General features: G+C 41.5%; 16 protein-coding genes. 8 read left to right on the forward strand and 8 right to left on the reverse strand.

What is annotated here, in order from left to right; genetic code table 11:
- Positions 1 to 435 precede the first annotated feature (435 nt).
- Both QZ918_RS10995 and QZ918_RS11000 read left to right on the forward strand, forming a co-directional pair.
- Positions 436 to 912, forward strand: coding sequence for a Panacea domain-containing protein (locus tag QZ918_RS10995; RefSeq protein WP_293334594.1), 477 nt, complete (start codon positions 436 to 438; stop codon positions 910 to 912).
- A complete protein-coding gene (locus QZ918_RS11000; protein WP_293334597.1) occupies positions 893 to 1,327 on the forward strand; it encodes a hypothetical protein in 435 nt (144 codons plus the stop codon). The genes QZ918_RS10995 and QZ918_RS11000 overlap by 20 nt, the downstream gene beginning before the upstream one ends.
- Positions 1,328 to 1,613: 286 nt before the next feature.
- Here the strand turns inward: QZ918_RS11000 and QZ918_RS11005 are convergent, their stop codons facing one another.
- From QZ918_RS11005 to QZ918_RS11030, 6 genes are all read right to left on the reverse strand, one after another.
- Positions 1,614 to 1,757, reverse strand: coding sequence for a hypothetical protein (locus QZ918_RS11005; protein ID WP_293334600.1), 144 nt, complete (start codon positions 1,755 to 1,757; stop codon positions 1,614 to 1,616).
- Positions 1,758 to 1,795: 38 nt separating this feature from the next.
- Complete coding sequence (locus QZ918_RS11010; RefSeq protein ID WP_293334603.1) at positions 1,796 to 2,056, reverse strand: hypothetical protein; 261 nt, start codon at positions 2,054 to 2,056, stop codon at positions 1,796 to 1,798.
- Between the two features lie 42 nt (positions 2,057 to 2,098).
- Positions 2,099 to 2,281 (reverse strand): hypothetical protein, encoded by a 183-nt coding sequence (locus QZ918_RS11015; protein WP_293334606.1) that lies wholly within the window; start codon positions 2,279 to 2,281, stop codon positions 2,099 to 2,101.
- A gap of 27 nt (positions 2,282 to 2,308) precedes the next feature.
- Positions 2,309 to 3,061: a TSUP family transporter gene (locus QZ918_RS11020; RefSeq protein WP_293334609.1), complete on the reverse strand. Its 753-nt coding sequence runs from the start codon at positions 3,059 to 3,061 to the stop codon at positions 2,309 to 2,311.
- The gene (locus QZ918_RS11025; RefSeq protein WP_293334612.1) at positions 3,045 to 4,325 is read right to left on the reverse strand and encodes a hypothetical protein; all 1,281 of its coding nucleotides are present in this window, start codon (positions 4,323 to 4,325) and stop codon (positions 3,045 to 3,047) included. The genes QZ918_RS11020 and QZ918_RS11025 overlap by 17 nt, the downstream gene beginning before the upstream one ends.
- 63 nt (positions 4,326 to 4,388) lie before the next feature.
- Positions 4,389 to 4,895 (reverse strand): cysteine dioxygenase, encoded by a 507-nt coding sequence (locus QZ918_RS11030; protein ID WP_367275311.1) that lies wholly within the window; start codon positions 4,893 to 4,895, stop codon positions 4,389 to 4,391.
- A gap of 209 nt (positions 4,896 to 5,104) precedes the next feature.
- On the opposite strand from QZ918_RS11030, the gene QZ918_RS11035 reads away from it, so the two are divergent.
- The gene (locus tag QZ918_RS11035) at positions 5,105 to 6,478 is read left to right on the forward strand and encodes a helix-turn-helix domain-containing protein (protein WP_293334615.1); all 1,374 of its coding nucleotides are present in this window, start codon (positions 5,105 to 5,107) and stop codon (positions 6,476 to 6,478) included.
- Between the two features lie 9 nt (positions 6,479 to 6,487).
- Here the strand turns inward: QZ918_RS11035 and QZ918_RS11040 are convergent, their stop codons facing one another.
- Complete coding sequence (locus tag QZ918_RS11040) at positions 6,488 to 6,814, reverse strand: hypothetical protein (protein ID WP_293334618.1); 327 nt, start codon at positions 6,812 to 6,814, stop codon at positions 6,488 to 6,490.
- A 247-nt stretch (positions 6,815 to 7,061) separates the two neighbouring features.
- On the opposite strand from QZ918_RS11040, the gene QZ918_RS11045 reads away from it, so the two are divergent.
- Genes QZ918_RS11045 through QZ918_RS11055 form a run of 3 tightly spaced genes read left to right on the forward strand, consistent with a single transcriptional unit; the run spans position 7,062 to position 7,722 of the window.
- Positions 7,062 to 7,190: a hypothetical protein gene (locus QZ918_RS11045; RefSeq protein ID WP_293145825.1), complete on the forward strand. Its 129-nt coding sequence runs from the start codon at positions 7,062 to 7,064 to the stop codon at positions 7,188 to 7,190.
- Positions 7,191 to 7,241: 51 nt separating this feature from the next.
- Complete coding sequence (locus QZ918_RS11050) at positions 7,242 to 7,496, forward strand: DUF4160 domain-containing protein (RefSeq protein ID WP_293334621.1); 255 nt, start codon at positions 7,242 to 7,244, stop codon at positions 7,494 to 7,496.
- Positions 7,459 to 7,722, forward strand: coding sequence for a DUF2442 domain-containing protein (locus QZ918_RS11055; RefSeq protein ID WP_293334624.1), 264 nt, complete (start codon positions 7,459 to 7,461; stop codon positions 7,720 to 7,722). Before QZ918_RS11050 ends, QZ918_RS11055 begins: the two co-directional genes overlap by 38 nt.
- Before the next feature lie 86 nt (positions 7,723 to 7,808).
- Here QZ918_RS11055 and ftsH4 read toward each other — a convergent pair whose 3' ends face one another.
- Complete coding sequence (ftsH4, locus tag QZ918_RS11060) at positions 7,809 to 9,677, reverse strand: ATP-dependent zinc metalloprotease FtsH4 (RefSeq protein ID WP_293334627.1); 1,869 nt, start codon at positions 9,675 to 9,677, stop codon at positions 7,809 to 7,811.
- A gap of 437 nt (positions 9,678 to 10,114) precedes the next feature.
- Here ftsH4 and QZ918_RS11065 point away from each other — a divergent pair, with 437 nt between their 5' ends.
- Entirely contained in the window at positions 10,115 to 11,476 is a 1,362-nt protein-coding gene (locus tag QZ918_RS11065; protein WP_293334630.1) for a sensor histidine kinase, read from the forward strand.
- A gap of 266 nt (positions 11,477 to 11,742) precedes the next feature.
- Complete coding sequence (locus tag QZ918_RS11070; RefSeq protein ID WP_293334633.1) at positions 11,743 to 12,318, forward strand: hypothetical protein; 576 nt, start codon at positions 11,743 to 11,745, stop codon at positions 12,316 to 12,318.
- Positions 12,319 to 12,490 lie beyond the last annotated feature (172 nt).

The raw sequence follows: 12,490 nt of genomic DNA on the forward strand, positions 1-12,490 counted from the left end.
TCTTTATGCGCTATGTGAGTATATGTAGGGTGTGTCGCTATGAAAAGTCCCTAAATGCGATCGATAATTTCATGGATGCGCACCTTACAGAATAGTTCAGAAAACAAGTGTTAAGTTTTTTCCTCTCGCGATGGAACAGGTGCGAATCTATTAGACTGTCGCTCTTTCTTGAAGATTGTCGATGTATCCGCACCCTAGGACTTTGCGTGCTAGAAATGTGAGTCAGAAACCGGGTTTTTTACAAAAATATTTCGTCGCAGTCGATAGATTAGGTAAAAACCCGGTTTCTTTGCTATAAGCGCACTAATCTCGTTTCCAGGCTCTGCGTGGAAATGTGATATCCTGCGGCTCTGCCACCTCTTGAGAGGGTAATCTAGTTTAATATAGTAGATAATTATGATATCATAGAATCCAAAACTTATTGACTGAAACTATATGACCACAATAACTACAATAACAACAGCCTCCCAACTAGCAGATTACTACATTTGGTTTGCCAATGACGTAGGCTCCTACCTCAGCAACCACAAGCTCCAAAAACTCTTATACTACGCCCAAGCATGGTATCTAGCCTTTGAAGACACACCGCTTTTTGATGAGGATTTTGAAGCCTGGGTACACGGGCCAACTATCCCCACTTTATTTTACGAATACAAAGAACAATTTGACTGGAAGCCAATTCTGAAAGAAGTAGAAAAACCCGAGTTCCCCGAAGAAGTACAAGAGTTTTTAGACGAGTTTTCAGACGAGTATTTCTTTCTCGATGCTTATGAGTTAGAATTGATGGTGCGCCGTGAAGATCCTTGGATTAAAGCTAGAGGTCGGCTGCCGAAAGATGAACCTTCTCATGCTATTATTACGAAGGAATTAATGCAAGAGTTTTACAAAACCCGTGTCATCGAAGAAAATTAAAAAGGCAGATATACGTCGCCAGCAATCTTTATCTAGCATCAATCGTCTAGATATCAAAATACCGGAAGGAGTTAGTTTTTCCTTCAGGTATTATCAGGATGACAAAGATAAATTTTCACTAGCTAACCGAGATTCTAGATATCTAGCATCTCTATTGAGAAGGCTACGGGATTTATCACAATTGAATTCTCAAGAAATCATCAATAATCAGAGTAAAAGCCTGCGCTGTCATGGCATAGCATGGCAAGATACAACGGAGCCTAATGGTTTTGGGATTCCCAATGAAGCTATGCTAGTAAATATTCCTTACCAATTTCAAATATCTGCTAATGAATACGGTAGGGTGCATGGATTTTTTAGTGAAAATATTTTTTATATTGTTTGGCTATATCCAGACCACAATCTTTATAGTTAAAATATCAAAATTTTTAGCATTCAATCCAGATTATATCAGATAAAAAACTTATTTAGCTAACTCGCTGTAGTGTGAATCAAGATTTTTTTGGCATTACTGAATCAAAGTATGATTTTGCTTGTAGGGGTAGTGCCTTTCTTTGGCTACCCCGTCAGCATCTGGAGCAACCAGGCGTGGTTCGATCCCTATGATTTGATACCCCTATTGAGCAACGCCGAGGAAAAAGCGCAAGTTATTAGGAGTTGATAGAAAGGGCGATCGCTCTTTTATTTTAGGCGATCGCCCATCAGAAACCAGAAAGGGCGATCGCTCTCCGTGCAATCATCGCAGTGTTTGGTATTTGGTGTGAAGGGCGATCGGTCTTGATGCGCGATCGGTCATCGGAAACAAGAAAGGGCGATCGATCTTTGCGTGAAGGGCGATCGCCCAAGGCTATCAATTCGCTCTATCAATGGAAATCGCTGACTATTAAGCATGAGCTGATTCTTGGGCGGCAAGTAGAAGTTCTGATAATGTTTTAACTGATTCCATATCTGCCTGTGGAGACCATACAACTGCACTCGTTGATGCTAGTTGATTCAGAAGTACATTTTCTGAATTAGTATCTTCATCAGGTTCTAGGCTGCATCCTTGTTCCTTAGCAACTGCAAGTAGGAGAAAGTGAATGAGTCGCAGTTTATCTTGATGAGATAATTGAGCGACGGTGGGTAAAAGCTCGCTGAGAGGCATATCGCTTGTTTAAGATTACATACATTTATTTTAGCCTTTAAACTAGGGTTTTAATGGCGATCGCTCTTTTTTAACTGAAGCGGTCGCACTCCGTACAATCATCGCAGTGTTTGGTATTTGGTCTGAAGGGCGATCGCTTTTTGATTTTAGGCGATCGGTCATCAGAAACAAGAAAGGGCTATCTGTCTTGATGCGCGATCGGGCGATCGCCCTCCGTGCAATCATTTTTGAAAACTGTCCGCAGTATTGCTCTTAAAATTTTAGTAATAATCTAACAGACATCAAGAAGCAAACAGTAACTACAACTGGTCGAATCAAAGCAACCCCTTTTTCCGTGACCATTTTTGCACCTATGTACGCTCCGATGATTTGACCAACAATCATTACCATAGCAACCCCCCAATAAATTTTCCCAAATAGCACAAAATAAGTTAATGCTGAAAAGTTACTGGTAAAATTGTGTATTTTAGCATTTGCTGTTGCTTTAGATAGGCTATAACCACATAAAATAACAAATGCTAGAGCCATAAATGTTCCAGTTCCAGGACCAAAAAAACCGTCATAGAATCCTAAAACAGGAGCGATAAAAGCCGAAAATACTATATAAGAAATTCGTGGCTCTCGATCGACATTCTCAATAGTGGGAGACAAAAGAAAGTATAAACCCATCAATATCAACAAAATTGGTAGAATCGTTTTTAAAATCTCCGAATTAATCTGCAATACCAGCCATCCACCAACAAGAGATCCAATGAATGTCATAAAAATTGATAATTTAATTTTATTCAAATCAAACGATCCTTTCCTTAGAAAATATATGGATGCAACTAAAGTTCCGCTGCTTCCTTGAACTTTGTTGGTTGCTAAAGTTACTGCTGGCGGTATACCAACTGTTAACATTGCAGGTATGGTTATTAGTCCACCACCACCGGCGATCGTATCTACCCAACCAGCAATTATTGCCGCTATAAATAATTTTAATGCAATTTCAATACTCAGTTCCATTTAGATAACTCTCCAAGAAATTTTTTTTACTGTCTCTATATCTGCTTACAACATATTGTCTACAAAGCATTCTTCTACTATGAGAAGAATTACCAATTTGTATATGATATTCAGATTCATCTAGCTCCCCTCTTCCATGTGTAACATTTGTTTGTTGTGAATAGCAAGAATTAGGGATGAATAAAACTTTTGAGGAAGTCAGAAGAATTTCATGTACAGGCATTGATTTAACAGCTAATAAAAATTTATCGAATAAACTTTCCTCTGTATTATTGTGTCCTACATAAATCATCCTACCTTCTGCAGCATTAATACAAGTTCCCAAAATATTTCCAGATGAATCCATATTTATGGGGTTTGTTATGTTGCCCACATAACCAGAAATTTCACCATCAGCCGGCCCTGCTATATGTGCAATAGGCATTTTAGATAAGCATAGTAATTGCTCTTTTGTAAAACCTATATTTTGCATATGCTCTTGTAACTGGTTAGGCATCCCGATATGTGTTTTAGTATTTAAATTTACAATTCCACTCAGAATAGTTGCATCTACTCGTAAATATTTTCTACAAAGTACCTCACTTACAATTGTATCTTCCGTTTTTAGCAATCTCCGTGCAACTGTTTGAATATTTGTATTGAACTTGTTAAGTCTTTTTATTAAATCATTTATTGAACAGAAATCATTGTAAACAGTCGCATCACTATGCTGAAAAAATTTTCCACCACCTGTACTAGCTCCTACTTTTCTCAAAAAAATATCATCTTTCGGAATGGGAGAAATTAGATGAAACCGATTTCCTCCTCCATGTTCTGAAGGGTGAATAGTGCTATTATGATTCATCAATATTATTATACACCAAGAGAACCATTCAGTAAAGAAATATTTTTTCATTCTATCATTTTCATCGTTTCCATAGTTAAAACCTCTCTTGGTCTGAGTAGAAAGTAATGAATCAGTCGGTTCTTCAGGAGTATTGCTAATTAAAAAAACAGGTATATTTTTACCAGTATTTGCAAGATTGATGAGATATAATAATTTGTATATTTCAAATTCTTTATTGGCATAATAGATTTCAATTAATAATTGAAAAACTCTATATGCAAAGTCATAAGCAATATCTTCTTTGCAAAAATATGGGTTCTGACTTGCTAGATTTAAGCTTATATACTCAGTTATTCTAGCTTTGATTTCATTAGAAATTTTTATTTCAATAATTCCTTTGTTTAGAGTTAGTATATCCATAGTATGTAAATCAAACATATTATCTATCCTTTCATTCCGCTTTATGGGCTTGGCATATTCTGTATGTAATCGTTTAACGCTTTATTCAAAAAAATTCAAAACTGGTTTGTAAGAGACAGAGGTATCCATATAAGGAATATATAAATGAAGAGAAATAGAGTAGTCAGAATTTATATTGATAATTTCATGAATCCCTAGTTTGTTATTAATATGTGATATGTCAAATTGTGCTAGGGTTTTAGAGAATATTTTTACTAAAGCGTCTACATTTATTGCTTCAGCTTTTTGATTATTTGAAAATATATAACGATTTTCACTTAGCTTTCCATTTAAGCAAACCATTATACATTCTGAATCACCATGATCGTGAATTGCTGATTGTTGGTCATTCATCCAACATATTAAAATTAGTTCAAATTCATTAGTCCTAATTATTGAATTCCTCGTATATCCATTTTTTTGAAAATGTATATACGAACCAAAATTAATATCAGAAAAGCTAGTGTTTTTCATGACATCAAGATAATCATTTAAAACCAAGCACTTTTTAAGTTTCATCAAAAATGAATTCAAGTCTGGATTATGCATTAGTTAATTACATAAGGCACTGCTTTTCTCAAATTAATAAATCCTATTTTCCTTGTAAATCAAAGGTTTGTCTAGCCAAAAATGTTATATTTTGTTGGCAATTTTGTTGTCTACTACAATCCGTCCTACGTAAAAAATGTTTGTAAATGCCAGAAAATGTTGGAAAATGTTAGGTATAGTAGAAAAAATCACAACATCCACGATGCTGCATGAATCTTAAGGAAGTATTACAAATGGCTGACGAGATGGTTTTTGCCAAGACGGGTGAGCACCTCGATAACTTACAAGAGGCAATTCTGCGAGGAACGATACAAGGTGAGAAATATACCAAAATTGCTGAGGAGATTCACTGTAACGAGAGTTATGTTAGGCAAGTTGGTTCGCAATTATGGCAGATTCTTTCAGAAGAGTTGGGAGAAGATGTTAATAAAACAAATTTTAGATCGGCAATGGGAAGGTTTATCTTTGAAAATGTCTCTAATTTTGAAAACGTAGCAATTAGTAGCTTTAACACCTGTGGAGAAGCTAGACACCCGCCAAATATCCCAAACTCACACCCACCAAATCAGGAAACATCTAACACAAAACAACCTCAAACCTCACATCAAGATTTAAGCGAAATGCCAGAGTTGGGTAATTTCTTCGATCGCACTTCCGAACTCCAAACCCTCACAACCTGGATTCTACAACAAAACTGTCGCCTCATCACCCTCACCGGCGGACTCGGTATCGGCAAAACATCCCTAGCAGTACAACTCGTACAACAAATCAAAGACGAGTTTGAATACGCAATTTGGTGCACCCTAGACGAATTCCCCACCATCGATAAATTTCAATCAAACCTAAGACAGTTGTTTTCCCAGTCAGAAAACCCAGATTCATCCCCAACCAACCAGAAACCCTTACCTCTAATTAAATATTTACAAAACCATCGCTGTTTAGTAGTCTTAGATGACATTCACAACCTTTTCTGTGGCGGCGAATTAGCAGGAAAATATAAACCAGACTACGAAGAATATCGCTCTTTATTCAAACAGATAGAAAAATTATCCCATCAAAGTTGCTTTCTGCTAATCGGTTGGGAACAACCCAGAGAAGTGACTCAATTTAAAAATCAAAATACTCCCATTCGTACCTTACAACTCAAAGGTTTAGACATCGAAGCCGGACGGGAAATCCTGAGATATTGTGGGTTAGAAGAAATCGATAACAGTGAAGCACTCATTCATCTCTATCAAGGCAACCCGCTATGGTTAAAAAGCGTGGCGAATCTGATTCAAGAGTTGGGAATCGCCGCGACAGAATTATTACTAGATGATACCATATTGTTACCCGAAGATTTGAAAGATGTTTTACAACAGCAGTTCGATCGCACTTCCGAACTAGAAAAACAAGTTATGTCATTGTTGGCGACAGAAAACCAGCCAGTCAACCTAGCAAAATTGCTAGAAAAAGGACAAATATCATCATCAGATTTGCTCAATGCCTTGCAATCTCTATCGCGGCGCTGCTGGATCGAAAAAGAAGGAAGTCTTTACACTTTGCCACCTGTACTGAGGCAGTATATCAAAACTCGACAATGAATAAACGTTTCAAACAACACCGCTTGTCAACTCTTGTTTCCTCAAATTCGGCAACAATGCCAAAACATCCAAATACCACCACCAACGCTGAGGTGTAATCTCCTCAAATTTGCGCTTCTCGGTTAAATCCACAAATTTTGACAACTCCTCATAAAACTCCCTTGCTTGTTCCACTAACCGTCCATCCGCATTTGCTAATAAACCTTTCTCTTCCTCAGTCAGTTGAGATTCAACTTTTGCCAACTCATCTCTAAGTTGCAACATTTCTAAATGTTCAGCCCCACTCACATCTGGAAATTCAACCATCACACAATAGTTTTTGACCAAAATATTCATAACAAATCCTTAACTAAACCTTGTATTTTAAAAGTGATTTACCGTTGGGTGGGGGCGGGTTTAGGAGATTGTGGGTTTTAGGCAATTATTGTTGGTGAACCCGCCCCTACAAATTTTTGACAGAGGGTAAAATTTCAATTATACCAAATCTGGCTTAAATAACTCCTTTATTTTTTAGTCTGCGGAGGCAGACTTTGTTTGTGTAGAAGCGGTTTCAACCGCCCAATCATCTTATGAGTTAGAATTGATGGTGCGACGCGAAGATCCTTGGATTAATGCTAGAGGTGAGTTACCAAAAGATGAACCTTCTCATGCTATTATTACCAAGGAATCAATGAGAAAATTTTACAAAAGCCGTGTCATCGAAGAAGCATAAAAAAAGACAAGATACAGAAATTCGCATTAAAATGTTGTATAACCTGGAATTATGCCAACTATTTTACTAGTAGGCCCTTACCGACTTTACTTTTACAGCCATGAACCGAATGAACCACCTCATGTTCACATTGACCGAGACAAATCATCGGTAAAATTTTGGTTGGAGCCAGTCAGTTTGGCAAACAACCTTGGGTTTAATGCTAAAGAACTTCGGAAAATACAGTCGGTAGTACAAGAAAATCAACAAATGCTATTGGAGGCTTGGTATGGGTATTTTGGCGATTCGAGCGGACGAGAGAGTTAAGGAAATTCATTTTACCGAAGACACAATTAGCGTTGATTTGATGGATGGACGAATCATTACCGTGCCTTTAATTTGGTATCCCAGATTGTTTAATGCAACTCCCGATCAAAGGGCAAAATGGGAAGTATGTGGAGGAGGCTATGGCATTCACTGGGAAGAAATCGATGAAGACCTCAGTACAGAAGGAATGCTGCGAGGGGCACCTGCTCCGAAGCCTTCTGCTTGACAATTTACGATTTAAGAGATATCAAAAAACGCAGATGATTTGGACTCATCTGCGTTAATCTATCGTTTAACTCAACTCTGTGAAACTCAAGCCACAACCTTATCTAAAGGCAGCACTTCAGCCAGTAATTTGTGCAAAGCCTCACCTTCAACTACCTCAGTTTCTAACAGTTGCTGCGTGATTGTTTCCAACAATTCCCGATTGGATTTCAGAATATCCAAAGCGTGCTGGTGTGCAGTTTCCACAATCTCTTTGACTTCTTGATCGATCGCCTCCGCAGTTTGAGCACTCACCGCGCGACGTGCATTTCCCATACCATCGTTGAGGAACATTGCTTGTTGGCCGCGATCGTAAGCTAGAGGCCCCAACACCTTACTCATCCCGTAAGTTGTCACCATTCTCTCTGCTAAATCCGTCGCTCTTTGCAAGTCATTGGAAGCGCCGGTAGTGATGCTACCAAACACGACTTCCTCAGCCGATCGCCCTCCAAGTAGTGTAGCAATTTGACCGCGCAATTCCGACTCGTCCAACAAGAAACGATCTTCAGTCGGTACTTGCAACGTGTAACCCAATGCAGCCATACCGCGCGGGACGATCGAGATTTTCGACACTTCGCCGCCACCAGTCATCACAGCGCCAACCATGGCGTGCCCGACTTCGTGATAAGCCACAATCTTTTTCTCCTTTTCGTTGAGCACGCGACTTTTCTTTTCCAAGCCAGCTACAACGCGCTCAAATGCCTCATAAAAGTCTTCCTGTGCCACAGTGAGGCGCTTGTTACGGGCAGCTAGCAAGGCAGCTTCATTGACCAAATTTGCCAAGTCTGCGCCCGAAAAACCGGGGGTACGAGTGGCGACGGCCTTTAAGTCAATATCCGGGCCCAACTTCACTTTTTGCGAGTGAATGTTCAAAATTGCTTCGCGGCCAGATAAATCCGGGCGATCGACCAAAACTTGGCGATCGAAACGGCCCGGGCGCAACAAAGCAGCATCCAAACTTTCCGGGCGGTTCGTTGCAGCGAGCACAATTACGGTAGTATTGCCCGCAGCAAAACCGTCCATTTCAGTTAATAGTTGATTCAGAGTTTGTTCCCGTTCATCATTGCCACCAAAGGCCGCATTACTGCTCCGAGATTTGCCGATCGCATCCAATTCATCAATGAAAATAATACAAGGAGCTTGCTTCTTAGCCTGCTCGAATAAATCTCGGACTCTCGCAGAACCAACACCGACAAACAGTTCGACAAACTCCGAACCGGAGATGCTAAAAAACGGCACACCAGCTTCACCAGCCACTGCTTTGGCTAACAGCGTTTTGCCAGTTCCCGGCGGCCCGACTAACAGCACACCCTTCGGAATTCGCGCGCCAATTGCCGTAAATCTGTCGGGAGTTTTCAGGAACTCAACAACCTCAACTAATTCTGTTTTAGCCTCTTCTACTCCAGCGACATCAGCAAACGTAATTTTCGCCGAGTCTCCTTCCACGTAGACCTTAGCCTTGCTTTTGCCGATCGACAGCGCACCCTGCGGCCCGCCACCGCCCCGGTTCATGAAAAATTGAAAAATCGCCACAAAAATCAGCGGCGGCACTACCCAGCTTAAAACACTGCCAATCCAGCCATTTTTAGAAGGCGGAGTTGCCGCAAATTCAACGCCTTTTTCTTGCAAAAGTTTAGGCAGTTCCAGGTCAAAAATTGGCGTAGTTGACAAAACTTGTCCTGGTTTGTCGCCTTCGCCTTTGAGTTGGTAGCGAATTTCATTTTGACCTACCGAAGCTCTAACTACATCTTGTTCTTGGACTTGATGGACGAACAAACTGTAAGGCACTTGGGGAATTTGGGGGCCGAACAAATTGGGCAAAAAGATGTTTGCTAGCAGAAACAAGCTTGATAGCAATAACACGATATTGCTGATTTGCCGAAAACGAGGGGGTTGGGGCTGGTCTTTAATTGCCATTGATAACGTTCATCCTTTAATATTAAGCAGTTTAATTCATTTATTTTCTCATCAAATACGCAGGTCGTGTCAATCGGATTTCCTCACTCTGTCGGGTCGGTTAACCGGGTAGCATGGATTTGAGATTTAAAACGAACCGCTTTCGTCGCGAAGGGCGCAAAGGAAGATAAGAATAGAAGAACAGAGCAAGGCGCATCTCATTTTTGCAAATATATTCCTAGGGACTCTAGCATTGTGGCAGTAAATATGTGGTTGTTACTAATAAATTGTCTGCCGGAATGCGAGAACCATTGCAAAATACCAGATGCACTCGCAGAGCGTTATACTTGTGAATGGTTGGTTAATAGTTATTACTTCAACATCCCTTTAAAATTCTCTTCCTCTTTTCTTACTTCGCGCTCTTTGCGTCTTCGCGGTTCGTTATTTCCAAAATTCCCATGTTTCAAACTACTCGCCGCCGCCTTGCTATTTGGTACACTGCCGTTACTGCCGTGTTGTTACTTGTATTCGCCACAGGTTTCTATTTCTACGTTCGCAATACTTTGATCGATCGCATCGACGATACTCTCAATCACGTTGTAGAAATAGTAGAGCGAACTCTCGCGATCGAACCGATAACTTCTTCGAGTAGGGGTGCTAAAACTAAGTTGCAAGTTAATATTCAAAAGAGTTTTCGAGACAGCACGGATGCAGTAGAAGACGACCACATTGATTTAGAATGGTTCAGTCCTACGGGCGAGTTGCTGTGGTCTACTTTGTCGGAACCGCTGAATGTTCCGATTCGCGCTAATCGCACGGGCGAAACGGTTTGGATAATTAATAATAAGTTGCAGGATCAAAACTATTCTCTCAGACAAGTTACGCAGCGGGTGGAAATCGGCCGCCAAGTTTTGGGATATTTGCGAGTCAGCCATCCTTGGTTTGAAGTGACAAAACCGATCCGCCAATTAATTTTTGATTTGATTTTGGGCGCGAGTTTAACTTTAATTTGCGTGGCGGCTATTGGCTGGTTGCTGTCAGGATTGGCGATCGCACCTGTGCGAGAATCTTACAGTCGTCTCAAACAGTTTACCGCCGATGCTTCCCACGAACTCAGAAATCCGATCGCCACTATTCAAACAAATGTCCAAGTAGCCTTGGCCGAACCCGACATCGAACCGCAGCAACACCAACAGCTACAGGTTATCGAACGCCTGACGCGCCGTTTGGGGCGGTTGGTTGACGATTTGCTATTTTTAGCCAGACAAGACAGCGGAATCGTGCAGCAGCAGTGGGTTGATGTTCCTCTCGATGCTTTGTTGATGGAGGTAATTGAAGAACAACTCGCGATCGCCCTTACCCAAAATCTCTCTCTCTGTTTGGAAATAATCGATTCGCCCGACACAGAAAATAACTTTACAGTTTTAGGCGACTGGGATCAACTAGCGCGACTGTTTACCAATATTGTCAGCAACGCCGTACAGTACACGCCCTCTGGCGGGGAAATTGAAGTAGAATTGCAGTTGGCAGCTAAAAACAAAAGAAATTCGTCGCCAATCAATTCTGCACTGCAAATCAAAGTCACAGACACCGGAATGGGGATTTCCCCGGAAGCGCTACCGCATTTGTTCGATCGATTTTACCGCGCAGATCCCGCCCGCACCCACCGCAGCGCCGCCGGTTCCGGTTTAGGATTAGCCATAGCCAAAGCCATTGTCGAAAACCACCGCGGCCAAATCCGGATTGACAGCCAAGTCGATCGGGGAACCGCTGTTACCGTAACCATCCCCGCCCACAAATTAGAAACATCTCGCCCCTAAAACTTCCCCTCTTCCCCTGCGCCCTCTGCGCCCTCTGTGGTTAAAAAATCTCCCCCTCAAACCCTGATTAGAAACATCTCGCCCCTAAAACCTCCCTCTTCCCCTCTTCCTCTGCGCCCTCTGCGCCCTCTGCGGTTAAAAAAATCTCCCCCTCAAACCCTGATTATTTGTACCTCGGGCGCATAACCAGCTATTAAAATTCAATTCGGGCATAGACTAACATAAACTTTGTTGGAAATCTCGATCGAACTTGTGAGGAGTTATTTATGTTTCGCCACAATCAACCGTTGAACAAAATCAGCTTGCTAGCAGCCACCTGCGGCGGTTTACTCGTCAGTCTAGCCACACTTTCCCAAGCAGGCGGCCCCCCGCCCCAACAAGGAAAACCCGTTTCCCAACCGAGTCCCGCAGCCACTCCGGGAACAGGAAAGCCCGTTTCCGAACCGAGTCCCGCTGTAAGTCCCAGCCCCAACGGGATGCCCTCAAAACCTGCAACAACAGACGCGCCACCCCGCTTCCCGATGCCCGCTGCGCGAGTGACGCCGACATCCGGTATGGTAGTAATTAAACTGGTGAATACCACCAATGCAGTCATCAATTATCAAGTAGTGGGCCTTACCCCACCGCGCACTTTGGGCGAACAATCGGAAATTGTACTCACAAACATCAAAGTGCCAATCACCCTCACCTACCAACGTCCAGACGGCGGATTGATGCTGGTTCGCCCGCAAGCCACAGCGACGACAGGAATGTTGCAAGTAAATTTCGGCGCGACAACCGACTTGGGCATCGATACAAAATCGATGGAAATTCAAGAAGACGGGCGAGTATTCTTGAATTAGTCATTAGTTATTGGTTATTGGTTATTGGTTATTAGTTATTAGTGATTAGTCATTAGTCATTAGTGATTAGTCATTAGTTAGGTGCTAACAATAACTAATAACTAATATCAAATTAATTTTAGGGAAACGGCACTGCCGTGCCATGATTTCGGGTCATGGGCAAAATCAACCA

This window comes from Microcoleus sp. CAWBG58, from assembly GCF_020883045.1.
In the GTDB taxonomy this organism is placed as follows: Bacteria; Cyanobacteriota; Cyanobacteriia; order Cyanobacteriales; family Microcoleaceae; genus Microcoleus.

What these genes read in the sequence shown, in the direction of transcription:
- QZ918_RS10995 (WP_293334594.1), top strand. Translation starts at nt 436, where the DNA reads ATGACCACAATAACTACAATAACAACAGCCTCCCAACTAGCAGATTAC.
- QZ918_RS11010 (WP_293334603.1), bottom strand. Translation starts at nt 2,056, where the DNA reads ATGCCTCTCAGCGAGCTTTTACCCACCGTCGCTCAATTATCTCATCAA.
- QZ918_RS11015 (WP_293334606.1), bottom strand. Translation starts at nt 2,281, where the DNA reads ATGATTGCACGGAGGGCGATCGCCCGATCGCGCATCAAGACAGATAGC.
- QZ918_RS11020 (WP_293334609.1), bottom strand. Translation starts at nt 3,061, where the DNA reads ATGGAACTGAGTATTGAAATTGCATTAAAATTATTTATAGCGGCAATA.
- QZ918_RS11025 (WP_293334612.1), bottom strand. Translation starts at nt 4,325, where the DNA reads ATGTTTGATTTACATACTATGGATATACTAACTCTAAACAAAGGAATT.
- QZ918_RS11030 (WP_367275311.1), bottom strand. Translation starts at nt 4,895, where the DNA reads ATGCATAATCCAGACTTGAATTCATTTTTGATGAAACTTAAAAAGTGC.
- QZ918_RS11035 (WP_293334615.1), top strand. Translation starts at nt 5,105, where the DNA reads ATGAATCTTAAGGAAGTATTACAAATGGCTGACGAGATGGTTTTTGCC.
- QZ918_RS11040 (WP_293334618.1), bottom strand. Translation starts at nt 6,814, where the DNA reads ATGAATATTTTGGTCAAAAACTATTGTGTGATGGTTGAATTTCCAGAT.
- QZ918_RS11045 (WP_293145825.1), top strand. Translation starts at nt 7,062, where the DNA reads ATGGTGCGACGCGAAGATCCTTGGATTAATGCTAGAGGTGAGTTACCA.
- QZ918_RS11050 (WP_293334621.1), top strand. Translation starts at nt 7,242, where the DNA reads ATGCCAACTATTTTACTAGTAGGCCCTTACCGACTTTACTTTTACAGC.
- QZ918_RS11055 (WP_293334624.1), top strand. Translation starts at nt 7,459, where the DNA reads ATGGGTATTTTGGCGATTCGAGCGGACGAGAGAGTTAAGGAAATTCAT.
- ftsH4 (WP_293334627.1), bottom strand. Translation starts at nt 9,677, where the DNA reads ATGGCAATTAAAGACCAGCCCCAACCCCCTCGTTTTCGGCAAATCAGC.
- QZ918_RS11065 (WP_293334630.1), top strand. Translation starts at nt 10,115, where the DNA reads ATGTTTCAAACTACTCGCCGCCGCCTTGCTATTTGGTACACTGCCGTT.
- QZ918_RS11070 (WP_293334633.1), top strand. Translation starts at nt 11,743, where the DNA reads ATGTTTCGCCACAATCAACCGTTGAACAAAATCAGCTTGCTAGCAGCC.